At 70.9% G+C, this 13,594-nt stretch carries 13 protein-coding genes; 2 read left to right on the forward strand and 11 right to left on the reverse strand.

Annotated features, from left to right (window positions below; all coding sequences use genetic code 11):
* The first annotated feature begins 2 nt into the window (after positions 1–2).
* Positions 3–656: a hypothetical protein gene (locus AC1D2H_RS20700; protein ID WP_478012283.1), complete on the forward strand. Its 654-nt coding sequence runs from the start codon at positions 3–5 to the stop codon at positions 654–656.
* Here AC1D2H_RS20700 and AC1D2H_RS20705 read toward each other — a convergent pair.
* The 10 genes from AC1D2H_RS20705 to AC1D2H_RS20750 all read right to left on the reverse strand — a co-directional run bounded on the left by AC1D2H_RS20705 (position 641) and on the right by AC1D2H_RS20750 (position 12,093).
* Entirely contained in the window at positions 641–1,621 is a 981-nt protein-coding gene (locus AC1D2H_RS20705; protein ID WP_478012284.1) for an AraC family transcriptional regulator, read from the reverse strand. The two genes, AC1D2H_RS20700 and AC1D2H_RS20705, sit on opposite strands and share 16 nt — an antisense overlap.
* Positions 1,622–1,639: 18 nt before the next feature.
* A complete protein-coding gene (locus AC1D2H_RS20710; RefSeq protein ID WP_478012285.1) occupies positions 1,640–1,921 on the reverse strand; it encodes a hypothetical protein in 282 nt (93 codons plus the stop codon).
* 73 nt (positions 1,922–1,994) lie between these two features.
* Complete coding sequence (locus AC1D2H_RS20715) at positions 1,995–3,344, reverse strand: mannitol dehydrogenase family protein (protein ID WP_478012286.1); 1,350 nt, start codon at positions 3,342–3,344, stop codon at positions 1,995–1,997.
* Positions 3,341–4,624, reverse strand: coding sequence for an MFS transporter (locus tag AC1D2H_RS20720; RefSeq protein ID WP_478012287.1), 1,284 nt, complete (start codon positions 4,622–4,624; stop codon positions 3,341–3,343). Before AC1D2H_RS20720 ends, AC1D2H_RS20715 begins: the two co-directional genes overlap by 4 nt.
* Positions 4,621–5,520, reverse strand: a complete 900-nt coding sequence (locus AC1D2H_RS20725; protein ID WP_478012288.1) for an alpha/beta hydrolase — start codon at positions 5,518–5,520, stop codon at positions 4,621–4,623. The genes AC1D2H_RS20720 and AC1D2H_RS20725 overlap by 4 nt, the downstream gene beginning before the upstream one ends.
* Positions 5,517–6,392: an alpha/beta fold hydrolase gene (locus tag AC1D2H_RS20730; RefSeq protein WP_478012289.1), complete on the reverse strand. Its 876-nt coding sequence runs from the start codon at positions 6,390–6,392 to the stop codon at positions 5,517–5,519. Before AC1D2H_RS20730 ends, AC1D2H_RS20725 begins: the two co-directional genes overlap by 4 nt.
* 1 nt (position 6,393) lies before the next feature.
* The gene (locus AC1D2H_RS20735) at positions 6,394–7,410 is read right to left on the reverse strand and encodes an alpha/beta fold hydrolase (RefSeq protein WP_477929194.1); all 1,017 of its coding nucleotides are present in this window, start codon (positions 7,408–7,410) and stop codon (positions 6,394–6,396) included.
* A gap of 164 nt (positions 7,411–7,574) precedes the next feature.
* Positions 7,575–9,845, reverse strand: coding sequence for a TonB-dependent receptor (locus AC1D2H_RS20740; protein WP_478012290.1), 2,271 nt, complete (start codon positions 9,843–9,845; stop codon positions 7,575–7,577).
* Between the two features lie 29 nt (positions 9,846–9,874).
* Positions 9,875–11,272: an FAD-binding oxidoreductase gene (locus AC1D2H_RS20745; protein WP_478012291.1), complete on the reverse strand. Its 1,398-nt coding sequence runs from the start codon at positions 11,270–11,272 to the stop codon at positions 9,875–9,877.
* Positions 11,273–11,316: 44 nt separating this feature from the next.
* Positions 11,317–12,093 carry a FadR/GntR family transcriptional regulator gene (locus AC1D2H_RS20750; RefSeq protein ID WP_477929188.1) on the reverse strand — a complete coding sequence of 259 codons (777 nt, stop codon included), beginning with the start codon at positions 12,091–12,093 and terminating at the stop codon, positions 11,317–11,319.
* A gap of 235 nt (positions 12,094–12,328) precedes the next feature.
* Between AC1D2H_RS20750 and AC1D2H_RS20755 the strand changes: the two genes are divergently transcribed.
* Positions 12,329–13,129 carry an alpha/beta fold hydrolase gene (locus AC1D2H_RS20755; RefSeq protein ID WP_478012292.1) on the forward strand — a complete coding sequence of 267 codons (801 nt, stop codon included), beginning with the start codon at positions 12,329–12,331 and terminating at the stop codon, positions 13,127–13,129.
* Here AC1D2H_RS20755 and AC1D2H_RS20760 read toward each other — a convergent pair.
* Complete coding sequence (locus AC1D2H_RS20760) at positions 13,051–13,512, reverse strand: GyrI-like domain-containing protein (RefSeq protein ID WP_477929184.1); 462 nt, start codon at positions 13,510–13,512, stop codon at positions 13,051–13,053. The genes AC1D2H_RS20755 and AC1D2H_RS20760 overlap by 79 nt on opposite strands.
* Between the last annotated feature and the right edge of the window lie 82 nt (positions 13,513–13,594).

Raw genomic sequence — 13,594 nt, forward strand, 5'->3', positions numbered from 1 at the left:
CCATGGACCACCGCTGGATCGCGCGCATTGCCGTCGCGGCCCTGCACCTCGGGCTGTTCGCGGCGCTGTGGGCGCACCGCCCGCCCCCGTTCGGCGAGCACCCCGACAGGCGGCTGACGACGGTGCGCCTCATCGCGCCGCCGCCGCCGCGGCTGCCGCCACCACCCGCAGCGCCCAAGCTGGCGGCGCCCCGCGACGCCGAACGCCGCATCATCCCGCCGCCCAGCATCAACATCGCGCCGCAGACGGCGCCCGAAACCGCCGCCACACCGGTGACGATCACCCCACCGGCAGGCACGCCTGCCGCGGAGCCACCACGCACGGCGCTGCGCCTGACGCTGCCGCCCGGCTATGCCGCCTCCAGCGCCGCGGCGCGCAACCCGGCGCTCAGCGACCCGCGCAGCAACACGGCACGCCCGACGTTCGAGGACCGCATCGCCGATGCCACCGGTGGCGCCGGCGCCTGGGTCGAGGAAAGCACCAGCGACAACCGCTCCCAGGAGGTCGGCGCACTGGGTGGCCGCCGTACCGTCATGCGCCGCGGCAACACCTGCGTCGAGATCTTCCGCTCGCGCATCGCCGACACGGACAGCTTCAACGGCAGCGTCGCCCCCCGGGCGGTCAGCATGGTGGGCAAGCCCTACAAGTGCAAATGAGCGCCCTGCGCCGCCAGCCGCTCGCGCAGCGCCTGCCCGCCCGCGCCGCCAAGGCGCTTGAGCTGGCGGAACAACGTCTGGCGTGAGCCCAGGCCGCTGCGGGCGGCGACCTCGTCCAGCGACAGCGTCGCATCGCGCAGCAGGCGCGCAGCATGCTCGGCGCGCAGCCGCCCAAGCCATGCCATCGGCGTGCAGCCCTGCAGCGCGCGGAAGCAACGCACGAAGTGGTATTTGGACAGCCGCGCCACGGCGGCGATCTCGTCCAGCGTCAGCGGCTCGGCATGGCAACTCAGCATGAAGTCCGTGGCGCGGTCCAGGCGGGCGAGCAGTTCGGCATGCTGGCTTTGGCTCAGCGCTGCCAGGCGGTCGCTGCGCGAACGCCAACCGGGCTCGGCCTCCAGCATGCGCCACAGCAGGGACTGCAGCCTCTCCTCCAGCCAGGCTTCGTCGCCCGCATCGCCGAGCGCCGCGCCGCGGCCGGCGAGGACGGCATCGCGCAATGGGGTCAGCTCCCCGTTCAACGCGCCTTCGGCCGGGCGCAGATGCTCGGCAAAGCCCGCCGACAGGCGGCCGTCCTGACCGCCGGCGGCCAAGGCCTCTGGCAGGGTCTGGCGCGCCGCGTGAGCGATCTCCTCGGCCATGCCGGGCCGGAAGAAGACGCCAAAGCTCAGCACCGGCTCGCTGCTGCGGATGCGCGCGCCGTAGTAGCCGCCCTGGTTGAGGATCAGGCAGCGGCCGGCATCCACGCGCAGCCGCCGGCCGGGCAGCAGATAGTCCTCGCCCTCGCCGCCCCAGGCGCGCTTGATGGACAGCGTCTGCGTGTGCGGCGGGAATTCCACGTCGCGGCTAAGACCCATGACGATGGCGTTCTCGCGCCCCCAGTGCTCGGAAAACCACTGGCGGAAGCCCGCGTTCGCGGCCGTCAGCGGCCGCGGCGCCAGGTCGGGCAACTCGCGCAGGATCATGCGCGCAAGTCTAGGGGCCTAGCGCGGCGCGCTCGCGGCAGAGGCGGCCGGCGTGCCATCGCCGCCGCTGGGCTGGATCGGACGCGAGCGCGCGCCGCCCGCGTCCTGCCCGGCCGTCATCGCGCCCACGGCGGGCGGCGCCTGCTGGTGATCGGAGGCACCGCGCAGGTCGGTGCTGGGCGCCACCTTGGGCAGCGGCTCGGCCGGCGGTACGGGCGGCGGCGGCACCTCGCGCCGGCAGGCGGCCAGCAGGGCCAGCAAGACCGGCGTGACGCGGAACAGGAAGGGACGGCTGTGCATGACGCGCTCCTGGCAGGCGGGGCCTGATCCCACGCCACCGGCAATCAGCGTGCCCTCGCGACGCGGGGCCGCGCTAACTCTTGACCGCCCAGCCATCGCCGGCGGCCCGCACGGCCGCCGTGAAGCCGGGAACCGCTGCAAGCTCACCCCACAACTGAGGCAGCGCGCAGAAGGCCGCGACCGGATCCGGCGCAGCCAGCACGGCGCGCATCTGCGCCGGCACCAGCGCCTGGTCCTGGTAGTCGAAGGGCAGCCTGCCGGCCTGCCACTGGCGCAGGAAGTCCAGGTACAGCGCCGGCAACCGTGCGCCCGCCTCGAGCGTGCCGCCCTGGGCCATGCGCTCGCGCAGCGTCGGCAGGATGAAGCCGGGGATCTTGGCCATGGAGTCGGCCGCGACGCGCTGGCAGGTGTCGGCCAGGGCCGCGTTGGCAAAGCGGTCCAGCACGGCGTCGCGGTAGGCCGGCAGGTCCAGCGGGCTGGGCTGCAGGCAGGGGACGACCTCGTCGGTGATGAAGCCATGCGCCATGCCGCGCACTTCGAGGATGGTCACGGCCTCGTGGATGAAGCGGCAGCCGCGCAGCGCGCCGGCCCAGGCCAGCAGGCTGTGCGTCGCGTTGAGGATGCGGATCTTGGCCTTCTCGAAGGGCTGCACATCGTCGACCAGCTGGGCACCGACTGTTTCCCACGCCGGCCGCCCGTCCGCGAAACCGTCGCGCTGGAGAACCCATTGCAGCCAGTGCTCGGCCATCAGCTCCGCCGTGCCTTGCGCGGGGCGCGGCGTGATGCGGTCCACCATGCTGTCGGGCTGGGTGGTGTGCAGCCGCACCCAGCTCAAGAGGCCGGCGTCACCGACGGCTTCCAGGAACTGCAGCAGGCCGGAGCGCGAACGTTGGCCGTTGTGGCGCAGGTTGTCGCAGCACAGCAGCGTCAGCGGTCCGCTGCCGGCCGCGCGGCGGGCGCGCAGCAGCGCGGTCAACGCACCGTAGAGCGTCGGCGCATGCGCATGGACATGACCGTCTCTGGCCGCTGCCAGGTCAGCGCGCAGCTCGACGTGATCCAGGTCCAGCACGTCGCGGGGACCGAGGTAGTAGCCCGCCTCGGTGACGGTGAAGGAGACGATGCGCGTGGCCGCGTCGGCACCCAGCTCGACGAGGCGGGCGAGGCCCGACGACCAGGGCACGACCTCTTCGAGCGCGTGGATGCTCTGGCGGTGGCGTTCCCCCGCGGGCGTGACGGTCTCCAGCGTATAGCGGCCTTGGCTGGCGACCAGCGCGGCCTCGCTGCCCGTCGTGTCCGCCCTCAAGTTGCCCGCGGCCAGGCACCAGCGCTTGTCACCGACGTCGTGCAGGCGCTGCAGGTAGGCGGCCTGGTGGGCGCGGTGGAAGGCGCCCAGGCCCAGATGCAGCTGGCGCAGCCGCGTCATGCCGGGTGCAGCGTGCGGATGCGCCGGGCGAGTTGCCAGAAGCAGACGATGGTCAGCACATTGACGCAGGCCACCACCGTCATCGCGTCGCGCAGGCCCGAGGCCGACGCGCCACCCAGGCGGTCGCTGAGCGCGCCCACCAGCACGGGGCCCAGGCCCTGGCCGAACACGACGCCGGCCACGCTGACGATGGCCACGGCCGTGGCGCGGGCGTTGGGGTGAACAAGGTCCTGCAGCGTCGCGAACACGGGGCCCAGCAGGTTGCCGGCAACGAGGAAGGCCAGGAACAGCAGGCCGAAGGCCAGCAGCGGCACCGGGGCATGGAAGCTCGCGATGTAGAGCGGTGTGACGATGGCGCACACGGCGGCGGCAAAGGCCGCGCCCCAGGCGCGCGAGCGGGCGGCGTAGCGCACCGACAGCTGGCCGCCCGTGATGGCGCCGATGGCCGTCGCGACACCCAGGCACAGGCCCAGGCCGCCGCCGATCTGTACGGGCGTCAGCGTCGGGAAGGCGCGCGCGAAGTAGCTGGGCAGCCAGGACATGACGGCCGCACCCGCCAGCGAGGTGGTGGAGAAGGCGCCCACCAGCAGCAGGAAGCTGCGGGCATCACCGAGCTGCTGGAAGAGGCTGCCGCTCGGGGTCGCGGCCTGGGCCATCGCGTCGGCGCGGGCCGGCTCACGCACGGTCAGGTGGAAGACCGCCGCGACCACCAGGCCCAGCACGCCCAGCACCATGAAGCCGTAGCGCCAGCCAATCGTCTGCACCAGGATGCCGCCACCCAGCAGTCCGCCCAGCATGCCCAGATACGTCATGGCGCTGTGGATGCCCAGGGCGCGGCCGCGCAGGTCGCGCGGGTAGTAGTCGCCCAGCATGGAGTGCGTGGCCGGGATGCAGCCGGCTTCGCCGATGCCCACGCCCACGCGGGCCAGCAGCATCTGCGTGAAGTTCATCGCCATGCCGGAGGCGGCCGTCATCAGCGTCCAGGCAATCAGGCTGCCGTTGATGATCCAGCGGCGGCTGCCCTTGTCGGCCCAGCGCGCCAGCGGGATGGCCGCGAGGCCGCCGAGCACCGAGAAGGCCAGGCCCGTCATCAGCCCGAGCTGGGTGTCGCTGAGGCCGAACTCCTTCTTGATGGGCTCCATGAACATGGAGATGACGACCTTGTCCACCGCGCACAAGAAGCCCACGACGGACAGCATCACCAGCACATAGGTGCGGTAGCCGCGCCCTCGCACAGGGGTTTGCGCCAGATTGGCAAGCTCAGCTTGGCTCATGTTCATGTCTCACTCCAGATCCAGCGCAATGCGTCGGGAAAGATGGCGCCACCATGGCGAAGGGAATGGCCACCCTGGCCGACGACGAGCTGGTGCTCGTAGCCGCGGTAGGCCAGGGCCGCGGCGAGCTGGCGGTTGGCCAGCTCCCAGTGGCCGAAGACGATGTCGAGGTCGTTCTCGCCCGTCTGCAGGAAGATGCGCAAGGCCTTGCCTTGCACGCGGCGCACCGCCGCGTGCAGCAAATGGCCGCCACGCAATGCAACAAAGCTGCCGCAATGGCTGATGACGCGACCAAAGGCGTCGGGCCGCTCCCAAGCTGCATTCAGCGCGGCATGGCCGCCGGAGCTGAGGCCGCAGATGGCGCGCCAGGCCGGGTCGCTGCGGATGGCCAGGCCCTCGATTGCGGCAGGCAGCAGCTCGTCGAGCAGGAAGCGGGCATAGGCGTCGCCGGTCGAGTCGTATTCGAGGCTGCGGTTGTCGGCGCCGCCGTAGATGGGCAGGCCGAGGCCGGTCGCGCCGGGTTCCACGAAAACGGCCACGACGGGCGGGATGTCACCAGTGGCGATGAGGTTGTCGAGCACGGTCGCCACGCGCGCCTCGGGGCCCAGGTAGCGGGTGCCGTCCAGGCAGACCAGCAGCGCGGCCGGCTCGCAGCACTGCGCCGGCACATAGACCTGGTAGTCGTGCGGCACGCCGGGGTAGACGCTGCCGGGCGGGCATTGGCCGGCGCGCAGGCTGCCCTGCGGCACGCCGTCGCGGGGCAACGAGTCAGGCCCCAGCACATAGGGCTCGGCGCAGGCGACATGGCGCGAGAAGCGCAGCGCCTCGTCGCGCGTGAGGCCGGGCAGCGCTGCCTGCAACTGGGCGGCGACGGCTTCGTTGGGCTGCAGCTCGGTGCTCATGGCTTGGCGAAGGCGCTGGCCGCGAAGCGGTTGAGCTGCTCGGCGAACTCGGCCGGGCGGCGCAGGCTGACACCATGCTCGGTGTCCTTGAAGCGGTAGCGCTGCACATCCTTCAGCGCCGCGGCATAGCTGTCCTCACCCTGGACCGAGCGCGTGTCCTTGTCGCCGTTGACGATGAGCACCGGCACCTTGACGGCGGCCAGGCGCGGAATGAAGTCCTCCAGCATCAGGCTGCGCAGCGCGTAGGGATAGGCCTTCAACGACCCACCTGCCGCGGCCATGGCCTGGTTGGTGGCGTCGTCGGCGCCGAACTTGGTCAGCGCCTTCTTGAAGATCACCTGCTCGTCATAGCGCAGCAGCAGGCCACGCAGCATCAGCACCTGGCCGGCATAGCCGGGCCAGTTGCTCCACTCGAAGTTGGCGCTGGCGCCGCCCACCATCAGGCCGCGCAGCTGCTGCGCCGGCACCGCGTCGGCGGCGGCCAGGGCCGAGTAGCCGCCCAGCGAGTCGCCCACCAGGATGACCGGCGCCGGCGAGACTGATTGCGCCGCGGCGGCGATGGTGGCGCGCGTGGCCTCCAGCGTGAAGACCTCGCCGCGGCGCGGGCCGTGGCCCGGCAGGTCGATGGCCATGACGCGGTAGTCGGGCGACACATGTTTCGCGACGGCGTCCCACATATGGCGGTTCAGGCCCGCGCCGTGCAGCAGGATGAGCACGGGGGCGCCAGCGGCACCGCTGACCTCGTAGTTCGTGGGCGGTGGGACCTGCTTGTAGGTCTGGTAGGTCCATTCCACCTGCAGCAGCACGGCCGCGCAGATCAGCAGCACGGCGGCCAGCAGGCCCAGGAGGATGCGAAGGAGGATCTTGCGCATGTCAGCCGTTCATGAAGTCATGCAGCGAGGCTGCCCACAGGGCGGCGTCGGCACCGGATGCGAGATGGCCCTTGTCGCTGTGCAGCACCTGGGCGCGCCAGTCCACGCCGGCCGCGTCCAGCAGCGGGCGGGCGGCGTCCACAAGGACCGGCGAGAAGACGGCGTCGCTGCTGGACAGCACCCACAGCAACGGCGCCTTGAGCCGCGCGAGCTGGCCGCGCAGGTCGAAGCGCTCGGCGGCCTGCATCAGCACGAGTAGCGCACCGGGATCGAAGCCGCGCGCCCAGTCGTCCGCCATGCGCTCGAGGGCGGCGGCGCGCTCGGCTGCGTCGGGCAGGCGCGACGCCAGCTCGGCTTCCACGCCGTAGCGCTGCAGCGTCGCGATGCGCAGTGCGCGCAGGCCCTGCCGCATGGTCTCGACGTCATAGCGACCGTCGCGCCAGCCATCCATGGCCGCGAGCTGGGCGCGCACGGCCGCACTGCTGCCGGCGCCTTCCGGGTGCCAGGGCGCCGAGACGGCGGCGATGACACGCTCGACGAAGTCGGGGTATTGCACGCCCCACTGCAGCGCCTGGTAGCCACCGAAGGACGGCCCGACCACGGCGGCGAGGCGCTTCACGCCGAGTTCATCGAGCAGGCTTTTCTGCGAGCGCACGATGTCGGCCAGCGTAATCGCCGGGAAATCCAGGCCCCAGCGCCGGCCCGTCGCCTCGTTCACGCTGCCCGGGCCGCTGGAGCCGTAGCAGGAGCCCAGCATATTGGGGCAGACGATGAACCAGCGCTCGCTGTCGATCGCCTTGCCCGGCCCCACCAGTGCGCTCCACGAGCCCTCGGCCACGTTGGCGCCGGGCTCCAGCATGTCGGGGCCGGTCGTGTAGCCATGCAGCACAAGGACGGCGTTCGTGCCCTCGGCGTTCAGCTTACCGAGGCTGCGGTAGCCGATGACCGGCGCGGCCAGCGTCGCGCCGCTGTCGAGCGGCAGCGGCGGCAGGCGGTGCTCGTGAACGAGAGAACCCATCTCAGTTGTCCATTCCGCATTCGCGGCCGTAGTGCATGCCTGCGGGCCGAGCGCCGGGCCGCTCCCTAGCCGGCCCGCTCTGGCGATGTGCTTGCCGGTCGAGCCGGCAAGCATCGCCGTCCCCTCGGGGGACCGGCCAAGGTATTCCTTGGACGAGGGGCATTTCAATACCGCACGCTGGCTTCCAAGCCGATGGTGCGCGGCGTGACGATGCCGGCGGCCGTGGGCGAGTTCGGCGTCAGCGGCGGCAGGCCGCGGTCGGCCAGGAAAGTGATGCCCTTGGTGTCGCCGATGTTCTTCACATAGGTCGACAGCCGCCACGTCGCGTTCTCCAGCCCGGCGCCCAGGCTGGCCGTCGTGTAGGCCGGCACGGCGATGGGCGTCTTGCCGCTGTAGTCGCTCTGGCGCTCGCCGATGCGATTCACGCCGACATTGACCGAGGCCGCCCAGCCGCCGCCCACGGCCCAGCGGTAGTCGGCTGCCAGCGAGCCGGTGATCTTGGGCACGAAGGGCAGGCGGTCGCCGCTGCGGCCCAGCGGCTTCTCGGCCGGCGTGCCGGGGTTGAGCCGCACCTTGGTGGTGTCCTCGGTGAGCTTGGCGTCGGTGTAGCCGAGCGACGCGCGCAGGCTCAGGCCCGCGACCGGGTACCAGGCGAGCGTCGCCTCCAGGCCCTGGCTGCGCGCCTGGCCGCCGTTGACGAAGAAGTTGGCGCCCTGGGCGCTGGTCTGGATCTGGATGTCCTTCCAGTTGGTGCGGAAGACGGCGGCCTCGAAGGACAGCTTGCCACCCAGGCCCACCGTCTTCCAGCCGATCTCCACGCTGGTCAGCGAATCGGCGTCGACGACGGGCGGGCGGCCGGTGGTGGGCGGCGCGGCACTGGGGCCGCCGGGGCGGTAGCCGCTGGCGGCGCGGGCGTAGATCGCGTCGGTCGCCGTGGGCTTGAAGCGGCTCGTCAGCAGATAGGTGGTCTTGCTGTGCGTGGCCGACTGCGTGAACACGACGTTGGGCGTGAACAGCAGGCCGCTGTAGGCCTGGTCGTAGTCCTGGTTGTCGCGGGCGTAGCGCACGCCGGCCTGGAGGTCCCACTGCTCGGTCAACGCGTAGTTGGCGTTGGCGAACACCGAGGTCTCGTGGTACTTGGTGTCGATGCGGGCTTTGGCGGCGCCGTCGGGGAAGGGAATCTGCGTGCCGGGGATGTTGACCGGCTTGGCCGCGCCGGTGGCCAGCGAGAAGGTGTCGAAGCCGGGGATGCGGTTGGTGTCGTCCTCCTGCGTGTAGTACAGGCCCGCCTCCCAGTCCAGCTTGCCGACGGTGGACTGCAGGCGCAGCTCCTGCGACAGGCGCTTGGTGCTGGTGCTCTGCGCAAAGCCGACGCCGTAGTCCATGTCTCTGAGCACCACGCCCAGCAGCACACCGTAGGAGGTGGACATGTCCTGGTAGGTGCGCGAGGTCATGCGCTGCGAGGTCGTCGACGACACGAGATTGAAGTCGCCGATGCGGCCCTTGACGGTCACGTTGGCGAGGTCCAGGTCGGTGTCGCGCGACTCCGGCGTCAGCAGCGAGTGGTGGTAGTCCTCGGTCTTGGGCTGCAGCGTCTTGCCGTCCACGTCCACGGTGCTGGGGCCGCCGGAGCGAACCTGGTGCTGCAGCGCCATCGCGCTGAGCGTCCAGTCGGCGTTGATGAGCCAGGTGTAGGCCACGCGGGCGCCGCGCACCTTGGCGTCGTTGACGTCCTCCATGCCGGGCTTCACGTCGATGAAGCCAGCGTCCTTGCGGTTGTAGGCCGACACGCGCAGGCCCATGGTCTCGTTGGCGAACGGCAGGTTGGCCGAGGCGCGCACGATGCTGCCGTTGCCGCCATGGGCGACGCTGTTCATGCCCAGCGTCAGGCGGGCGCTGACGTTGCGCGTGTCGGGCTGGGCCGTCACGAAGCGCACCAGGCCGCCCACGGCACCGGCGCCGAACAGCGTGCCCTGCGGGCCCTTGAGCACTTCCAGGCGGGTCAGCTCGGCGGGGTCGAAGTCTGGCGCGAGCTGGCTGCCCACGGTGTAGGCGTTGACGGAGCCGACGGGTGCCTCGTCGATGTAGATGGCCGTCGTCGGCGCGGCCTGGGCCAGGCCCGTGGACATGCCGCGCAACACGATCTGCATATTGCCCTGGCCGATGCTGCTGTACGACAGGCCCGGCACCTGGGCCGCGTAGTCCTCCAGCTTGGTGGCGCCGCTGCGCGTCAGGCGCTCGGCGCTGAGGGCCGTCACCGAGGCCGGCACGTCGAGAGCCGCCTGCTCGCGCTTCTGCGCGGTGACGACGACCTTGTCCAGGGTCTCGTTCTGCGGCGCCTTGGGGTCGTCGGCGGCCCAGGCCGCAGGGGCGAAGGTGGCGCAGGCGCACAGCAACTGGGCGGCGCGAGCGATGGGAGTGGTTCTGGTGCTCATGGCTTGTCTCTCTGTTGTGTGTTGTGGCTTCAGAAAATCTTCCCGGGGTTCAGGATCCCCTTGGGGTCCCAGGCGGTCTTGATGGCGCGCATCAGGCCGACGACATCGGGGCCGTACTCGGCCAGCAGCTTGGTTTTCTTGCCCAGGCCGATGCCGTGCTCGCCGGTGCAGGTGCCGCCGGCCGCGTGGGCGCGGTCCACCATGGCGGCGTAGACGCGCTCCACCGCGGCCTGTTCGTCGGCCCGGTCGGGCATGGGCATGAAGAGCACATGGAAGTTGCCATCGCCCACATGCCCCAGGATGGGCGCGACCAGGCCTTCGCGGTCGATGTCGCGGCGCGCCTGGCCCACGTTCTCGGCCAGGGCCGACATGGGCACGCAGACGTCGGCGACAACGCTCAGGCAGCCGGGCTTGAGCGCCAGCGCGGCGAAGTAGGCCGTGTGACGGGCGCGCCAGAGCTGGGTGCGGTCCTCGGGCCGCGTGGCCCAGGTGAAGCCCACGCCGCCGTTGCCGCCGCAGATTTCCTGGGCCATCTCGGCCTGTTCGCGCACGCCGCCCTCGGAGCCATGGAACTCCAGGAACAGCGTGGGCTGCTCGGACAGGCCCAGCGGCGAATACTGGTTGCAGGCGCGCACCTGGTGTTCGTCCAGGAACTCGATGCGCGCGAACGGCAGGCCGGTCATGGACATCTCGGTGACCGCGTCCACCGCGTCGGCCAGCGTCGGGAAGGCGCAGCTCGCCGCGGCGACCTCGACGGGCAGCGGGTGCAGCTTCAGCGTCAGCTCGGTGATGACGCCCAGCGTCCCCTCCGAGCCCGTCATCAGGTGCACGAGGTCCAGCCCCGCGGAGGACTTGCGGGCCCGCGTGCCCAGGCGCACGAGGCGGCCATCGGCCAGCGCCACTTCCATCGCCATCACGTTGTGCACCATGGAGCCGTAGCGCACCGTGGTCGTGCCCGAGGCGCGGGTGGACACCATGCCGCCCAGCGTCGCGTTGGCACCCGGGTCCACGGGGAAGAACAGGCCCGTGCCCTTCAGATGGGCGTTGAGGTCCTCACGGGTCACACCCGGCTGCACGGTGCAGTCGCCGTCCTCGGCGTGCACCTCCAGCACCTGGTTCATGCGCGACACGTCCAGGCAGATGCCGCCATAGGGCGCGCTGACGTGGCCCTCCAGCGAGCTGCCGGCGCCGAAGGCGATGACAGGCACGCCCAGTTCGTTGCACAGGGCCAGCACCTCGCAGACCTCTTGCTTGTTCTCGGGCCAGACCACGGCGTCGGGCGCCAGCCGCGTCGCCAGGCCTTCGCCACGGGCATGCTGTTCGCGGACCGCTGCGCTGGTGCTCAGCCGGTCGCCGAAGCGGTTTTTCAGGCGTGAGATCGCCCGCTCGGCTGCGCCAGGCGCAACCGAGAACTCGGTGTTGGACATGTGGGGACCTTGCTGTCTTCAGGCCCCGAGAGGACGCTGGCCCCTCAGGTGCTGATGACGCCTGTTGGACCGGCCCCGGGGCCGGTGCCGCTTTCGGCGGAGTTGCGATCACCCTGGCGCTGCACGTGCACCATCGCCAGGTCGAAGTGGTAGGACATGGCCGATTGCGCGCCCATGGGGTCGGCGGCGCAGATGCGGTCGACGACCGCCTCGTGCGCATCGATGACCCGCAGCAGCTCGCTCTCGGGACGGGTTTCGGCCAGGTGCATGCGGGCGGAGGCCTTGACCGGTGTGCCCAGCGCGCCCAGCAGCAGCGCATGCAGCGGGTTGCCGCTGGCAGCCGCGATGAGGTGGTGGATGTCGGCGTCGGCCGCGATGCGGCGGGCATGGTCGTGGCCGGCCGTGCGCATCTGCGTGACCAGTTCGCGCAGGCGCTTGCGCTGCGCCTCGTCGGCGTAGCGGGCGGCGAGCTGGGCAGTCTGCAGCTCGATGGCGCGGCGCGTCTCCAGCACGTGGGCGATGTTCACCTGCGCCGTGTTCAGCGCGTAGTCGAACACCTGGCCGAGCACGCTGGCGTCAACGATGCGCAGCCGCGGTCGGCGGCCGCCTTCGATCTCCAGGATGCCCAGCGCCGCCAGCGACCGGTAGGCCTCGCGCACGCTGCCCCGACTGATCTGCAGCTCCTGGCTGATGCGCATCTCGCTGGGCACGCCGTCGCCCGGGCGGAGCTGCTCGCTGTTGATCAGGGCCAGCAGATGCCGGGCGACCTGGGCCGACAGTGTCGGTCGCTCGATGGGGCTGAGGGTGGGACTGGGCGTCATGGCTGGGTCCGTGTTGAGATGAAGATTAGGATAGCCCCATCCAACATGTCAAACAGGTTTACCCGTTTTCCGCACCAACCAAGGGCAATCCCCATGACATGGCGACGGCTGTTTGCAAGGTATCGCACGGATTTCCCCATTGCACGGGCGATTGATGCCCGCGACCAGGAAAACCCGGCGGGACCTGGCCTCCGCCATCCTGTAGGATAGGTTTCAGACTTTGGAGCTGTCCGACATGTCCAACCCAGCCCTCGTCCTGATCCACGGCGCGACGCTGAGCGGCGGCATGTGGGCGCCGCTGCGCCGGCACCTGGACCCGCAATTGCAATGGCTTGCGCCCGACCTGCCCGGCCATGGCTCGCGGCGCGGCGAGCGCTTCACGCTGGCGGGCGCGGTCGAGACGGTCAGGCAGGCCGTTGCGGCCCTGGCGCCTGCGCCAGTGCTGCTGGTGGGCGATTCCCTGGGCGGCTACACCGCGCTATCCGCCGCAGCCGCCCTGCCGCAGAACCGGTTGCAGGGGCTGATCGTCGGCGGCTGCACGGCCAATATCGAGCAGTGGCCCACCGCCCTGCACTTTCGGGCCAAGGCGGCCATGTTCAAGCTGTCGCTGGCCCTGGTCGGCGAGCCCCGCCTGCTGGCGCGCGGCGAGCCCAAGATCCGCAAACTGCTGGCCGAAGAGGGCGGCGTCGCGCCGGCGGACATCGACGCCGTCGTGGCCGGCGGCATCAGCTTCAAGGTCTTCGCGGACTGCGTGGACGCCCTCTGGGGCGTGGACCACCTCGCCCGCCTGAAGGCCATCCCTCAGCCGGTCTGGCTGCTCAACGGCACGAAGGACCACGTCATGCTGCGCCAGGAGGCCCGTTTCCTGGCCGCCGGGCCCCATGTGCAGGGCCGGCACTACGACTGCGGCCATGGTGTCAGCCTGGAGCGCAGCCGCGAATTCGCGGCCCTGGTCAATCAGGTGGCCTTGGGCGCGACCGGCAGCCAGACCTCCACGGCCGAGTTCGGGTCGTCCGGGCAGAAGGCCTCGTCGTAGCGCTCGAAGAGGGGGCCCGGTGCCTGCACATAGGCCGACTCGGGCAAGGCGCGCTGGAAGATCTCGCCAAAGCCCTCGCCCAGCTTCGACAGCGGGAAGCTGAAGCGGGCATAGGTGCCGGCGGGCAGCACCAGGCGGGTCATGCCTTCGGGCAAGGGGCCGTCGGCCGAGACGCTGACGGCGGCCAGGTAGTCCAACTGGTTCTTGTCACTGCCTGGGCCAATGACGCCATAGCTGACGCGGGGCTCGGCCGGATGCGGGATCTCGCCGATGCGGGCGACGAACCGGGGCCACAGTGCCGGGATCTCGGGCGACATGGGTTTCGTGCGGATCTGCAGGCCGACGACGAGGGTTGGCGGCCGCTGGACAAGGGTCAGGGTCATGGGGGCTCCTGGAGGTTGCATTCCTTCGACGAACGAGGTTGCCGGCTTTGGACAGCGCAGCGAGCAATTTCTGCAACACCGC

It is taken from the genome of Roseateles sp. P1_C1_2 (assembly GCF_056406535.1).

Bases quoted from the DNA above. Each gene is read 5' to 3' on its own strand.
- AC1D2H_RS20700 (WP_478012283.1), top strand. From the start codon at position 3: ATGGACCACCGCTGGATCGCGCGCATTGCCGTCGCGGCCCTGCACCTC.
- AC1D2H_RS20720 (WP_478012287.1), bottom strand. From the start codon at position 4,624: ATGAACATGAGCCAAGCTGAGCTTGCCAATCTGGCGCAAACCCCTGTG.
- AC1D2H_RS20710 (WP_478012285.1), bottom strand. From the start codon at position 1,921: ATGCACAGCCGTCCCTTCCTGTTCCGCGTCACGCCGGTCTTGCTGGCC.
- AC1D2H_RS20755 (WP_478012292.1), top strand. From the start codon at position 12,329: ATGTCCAACCCAGCCCTCGTCCTGATCCACGGCGCGACGCTGAGCGGC.
- AC1D2H_RS20740 (WP_478012290.1), bottom strand. From the start codon at position 9,845: ATGAGCACCAGAACCACTCCCATCGCTCGCGCCGCCCAGTTGCTGTGC.
- AC1D2H_RS20735 (WP_477929194.1), bottom strand. From the start codon at position 7,410: ATGGGTTCTCTCGTTCACGAGCACCGCCTGCCGCCGCTGCCGCTCGAC.
- AC1D2H_RS20745 (WP_478012291.1), bottom strand. From the start codon at position 11,272: ATGTCCAACACCGAGTTCTCGGTTGCGCCTGGCGCAGCCGAGCGGGCG.
- AC1D2H_RS20725 (WP_478012288.1), bottom strand. From the start codon at position 5,520: ATGAGCACCGAGCTGCAGCCCAACGAAGCCGTCGCCGCCCAGTTGCAG.
- AC1D2H_RS20760 (WP_477929184.1), bottom strand. From the start codon at position 13,512: ATGACCCTGACCCTTGTCCAGCGGCCGCCAACCCTCGTCGTCGGCCTG.
- AC1D2H_RS20705 (WP_478012284.1), bottom strand. From the start codon at position 1,621: ATGATCCTGCGCGAGTTGCCCGACCTGGCGCCGCGGCCGCTGACGGCC.
- AC1D2H_RS20715 (WP_478012286.1), bottom strand. From the start codon at position 3,344: ATGACGCGGCTGCGCCAGCTGCATCTGGGCCTGGGCGCCTTCCACCGC.
- AC1D2H_RS20750 (WP_477929188.1), bottom strand. From the start codon at position 12,093: ATGACGCCCAGTCCCACCCTCAGCCCCATCGAGCGACCGACACTGTCG.
- AC1D2H_RS20730 (WP_478012289.1), bottom strand. From the start codon at position 6,392: ATGCGCAAGATCCTCCTTCGCATCCTCCTGGGCCTGCTGGCCGCCGTG.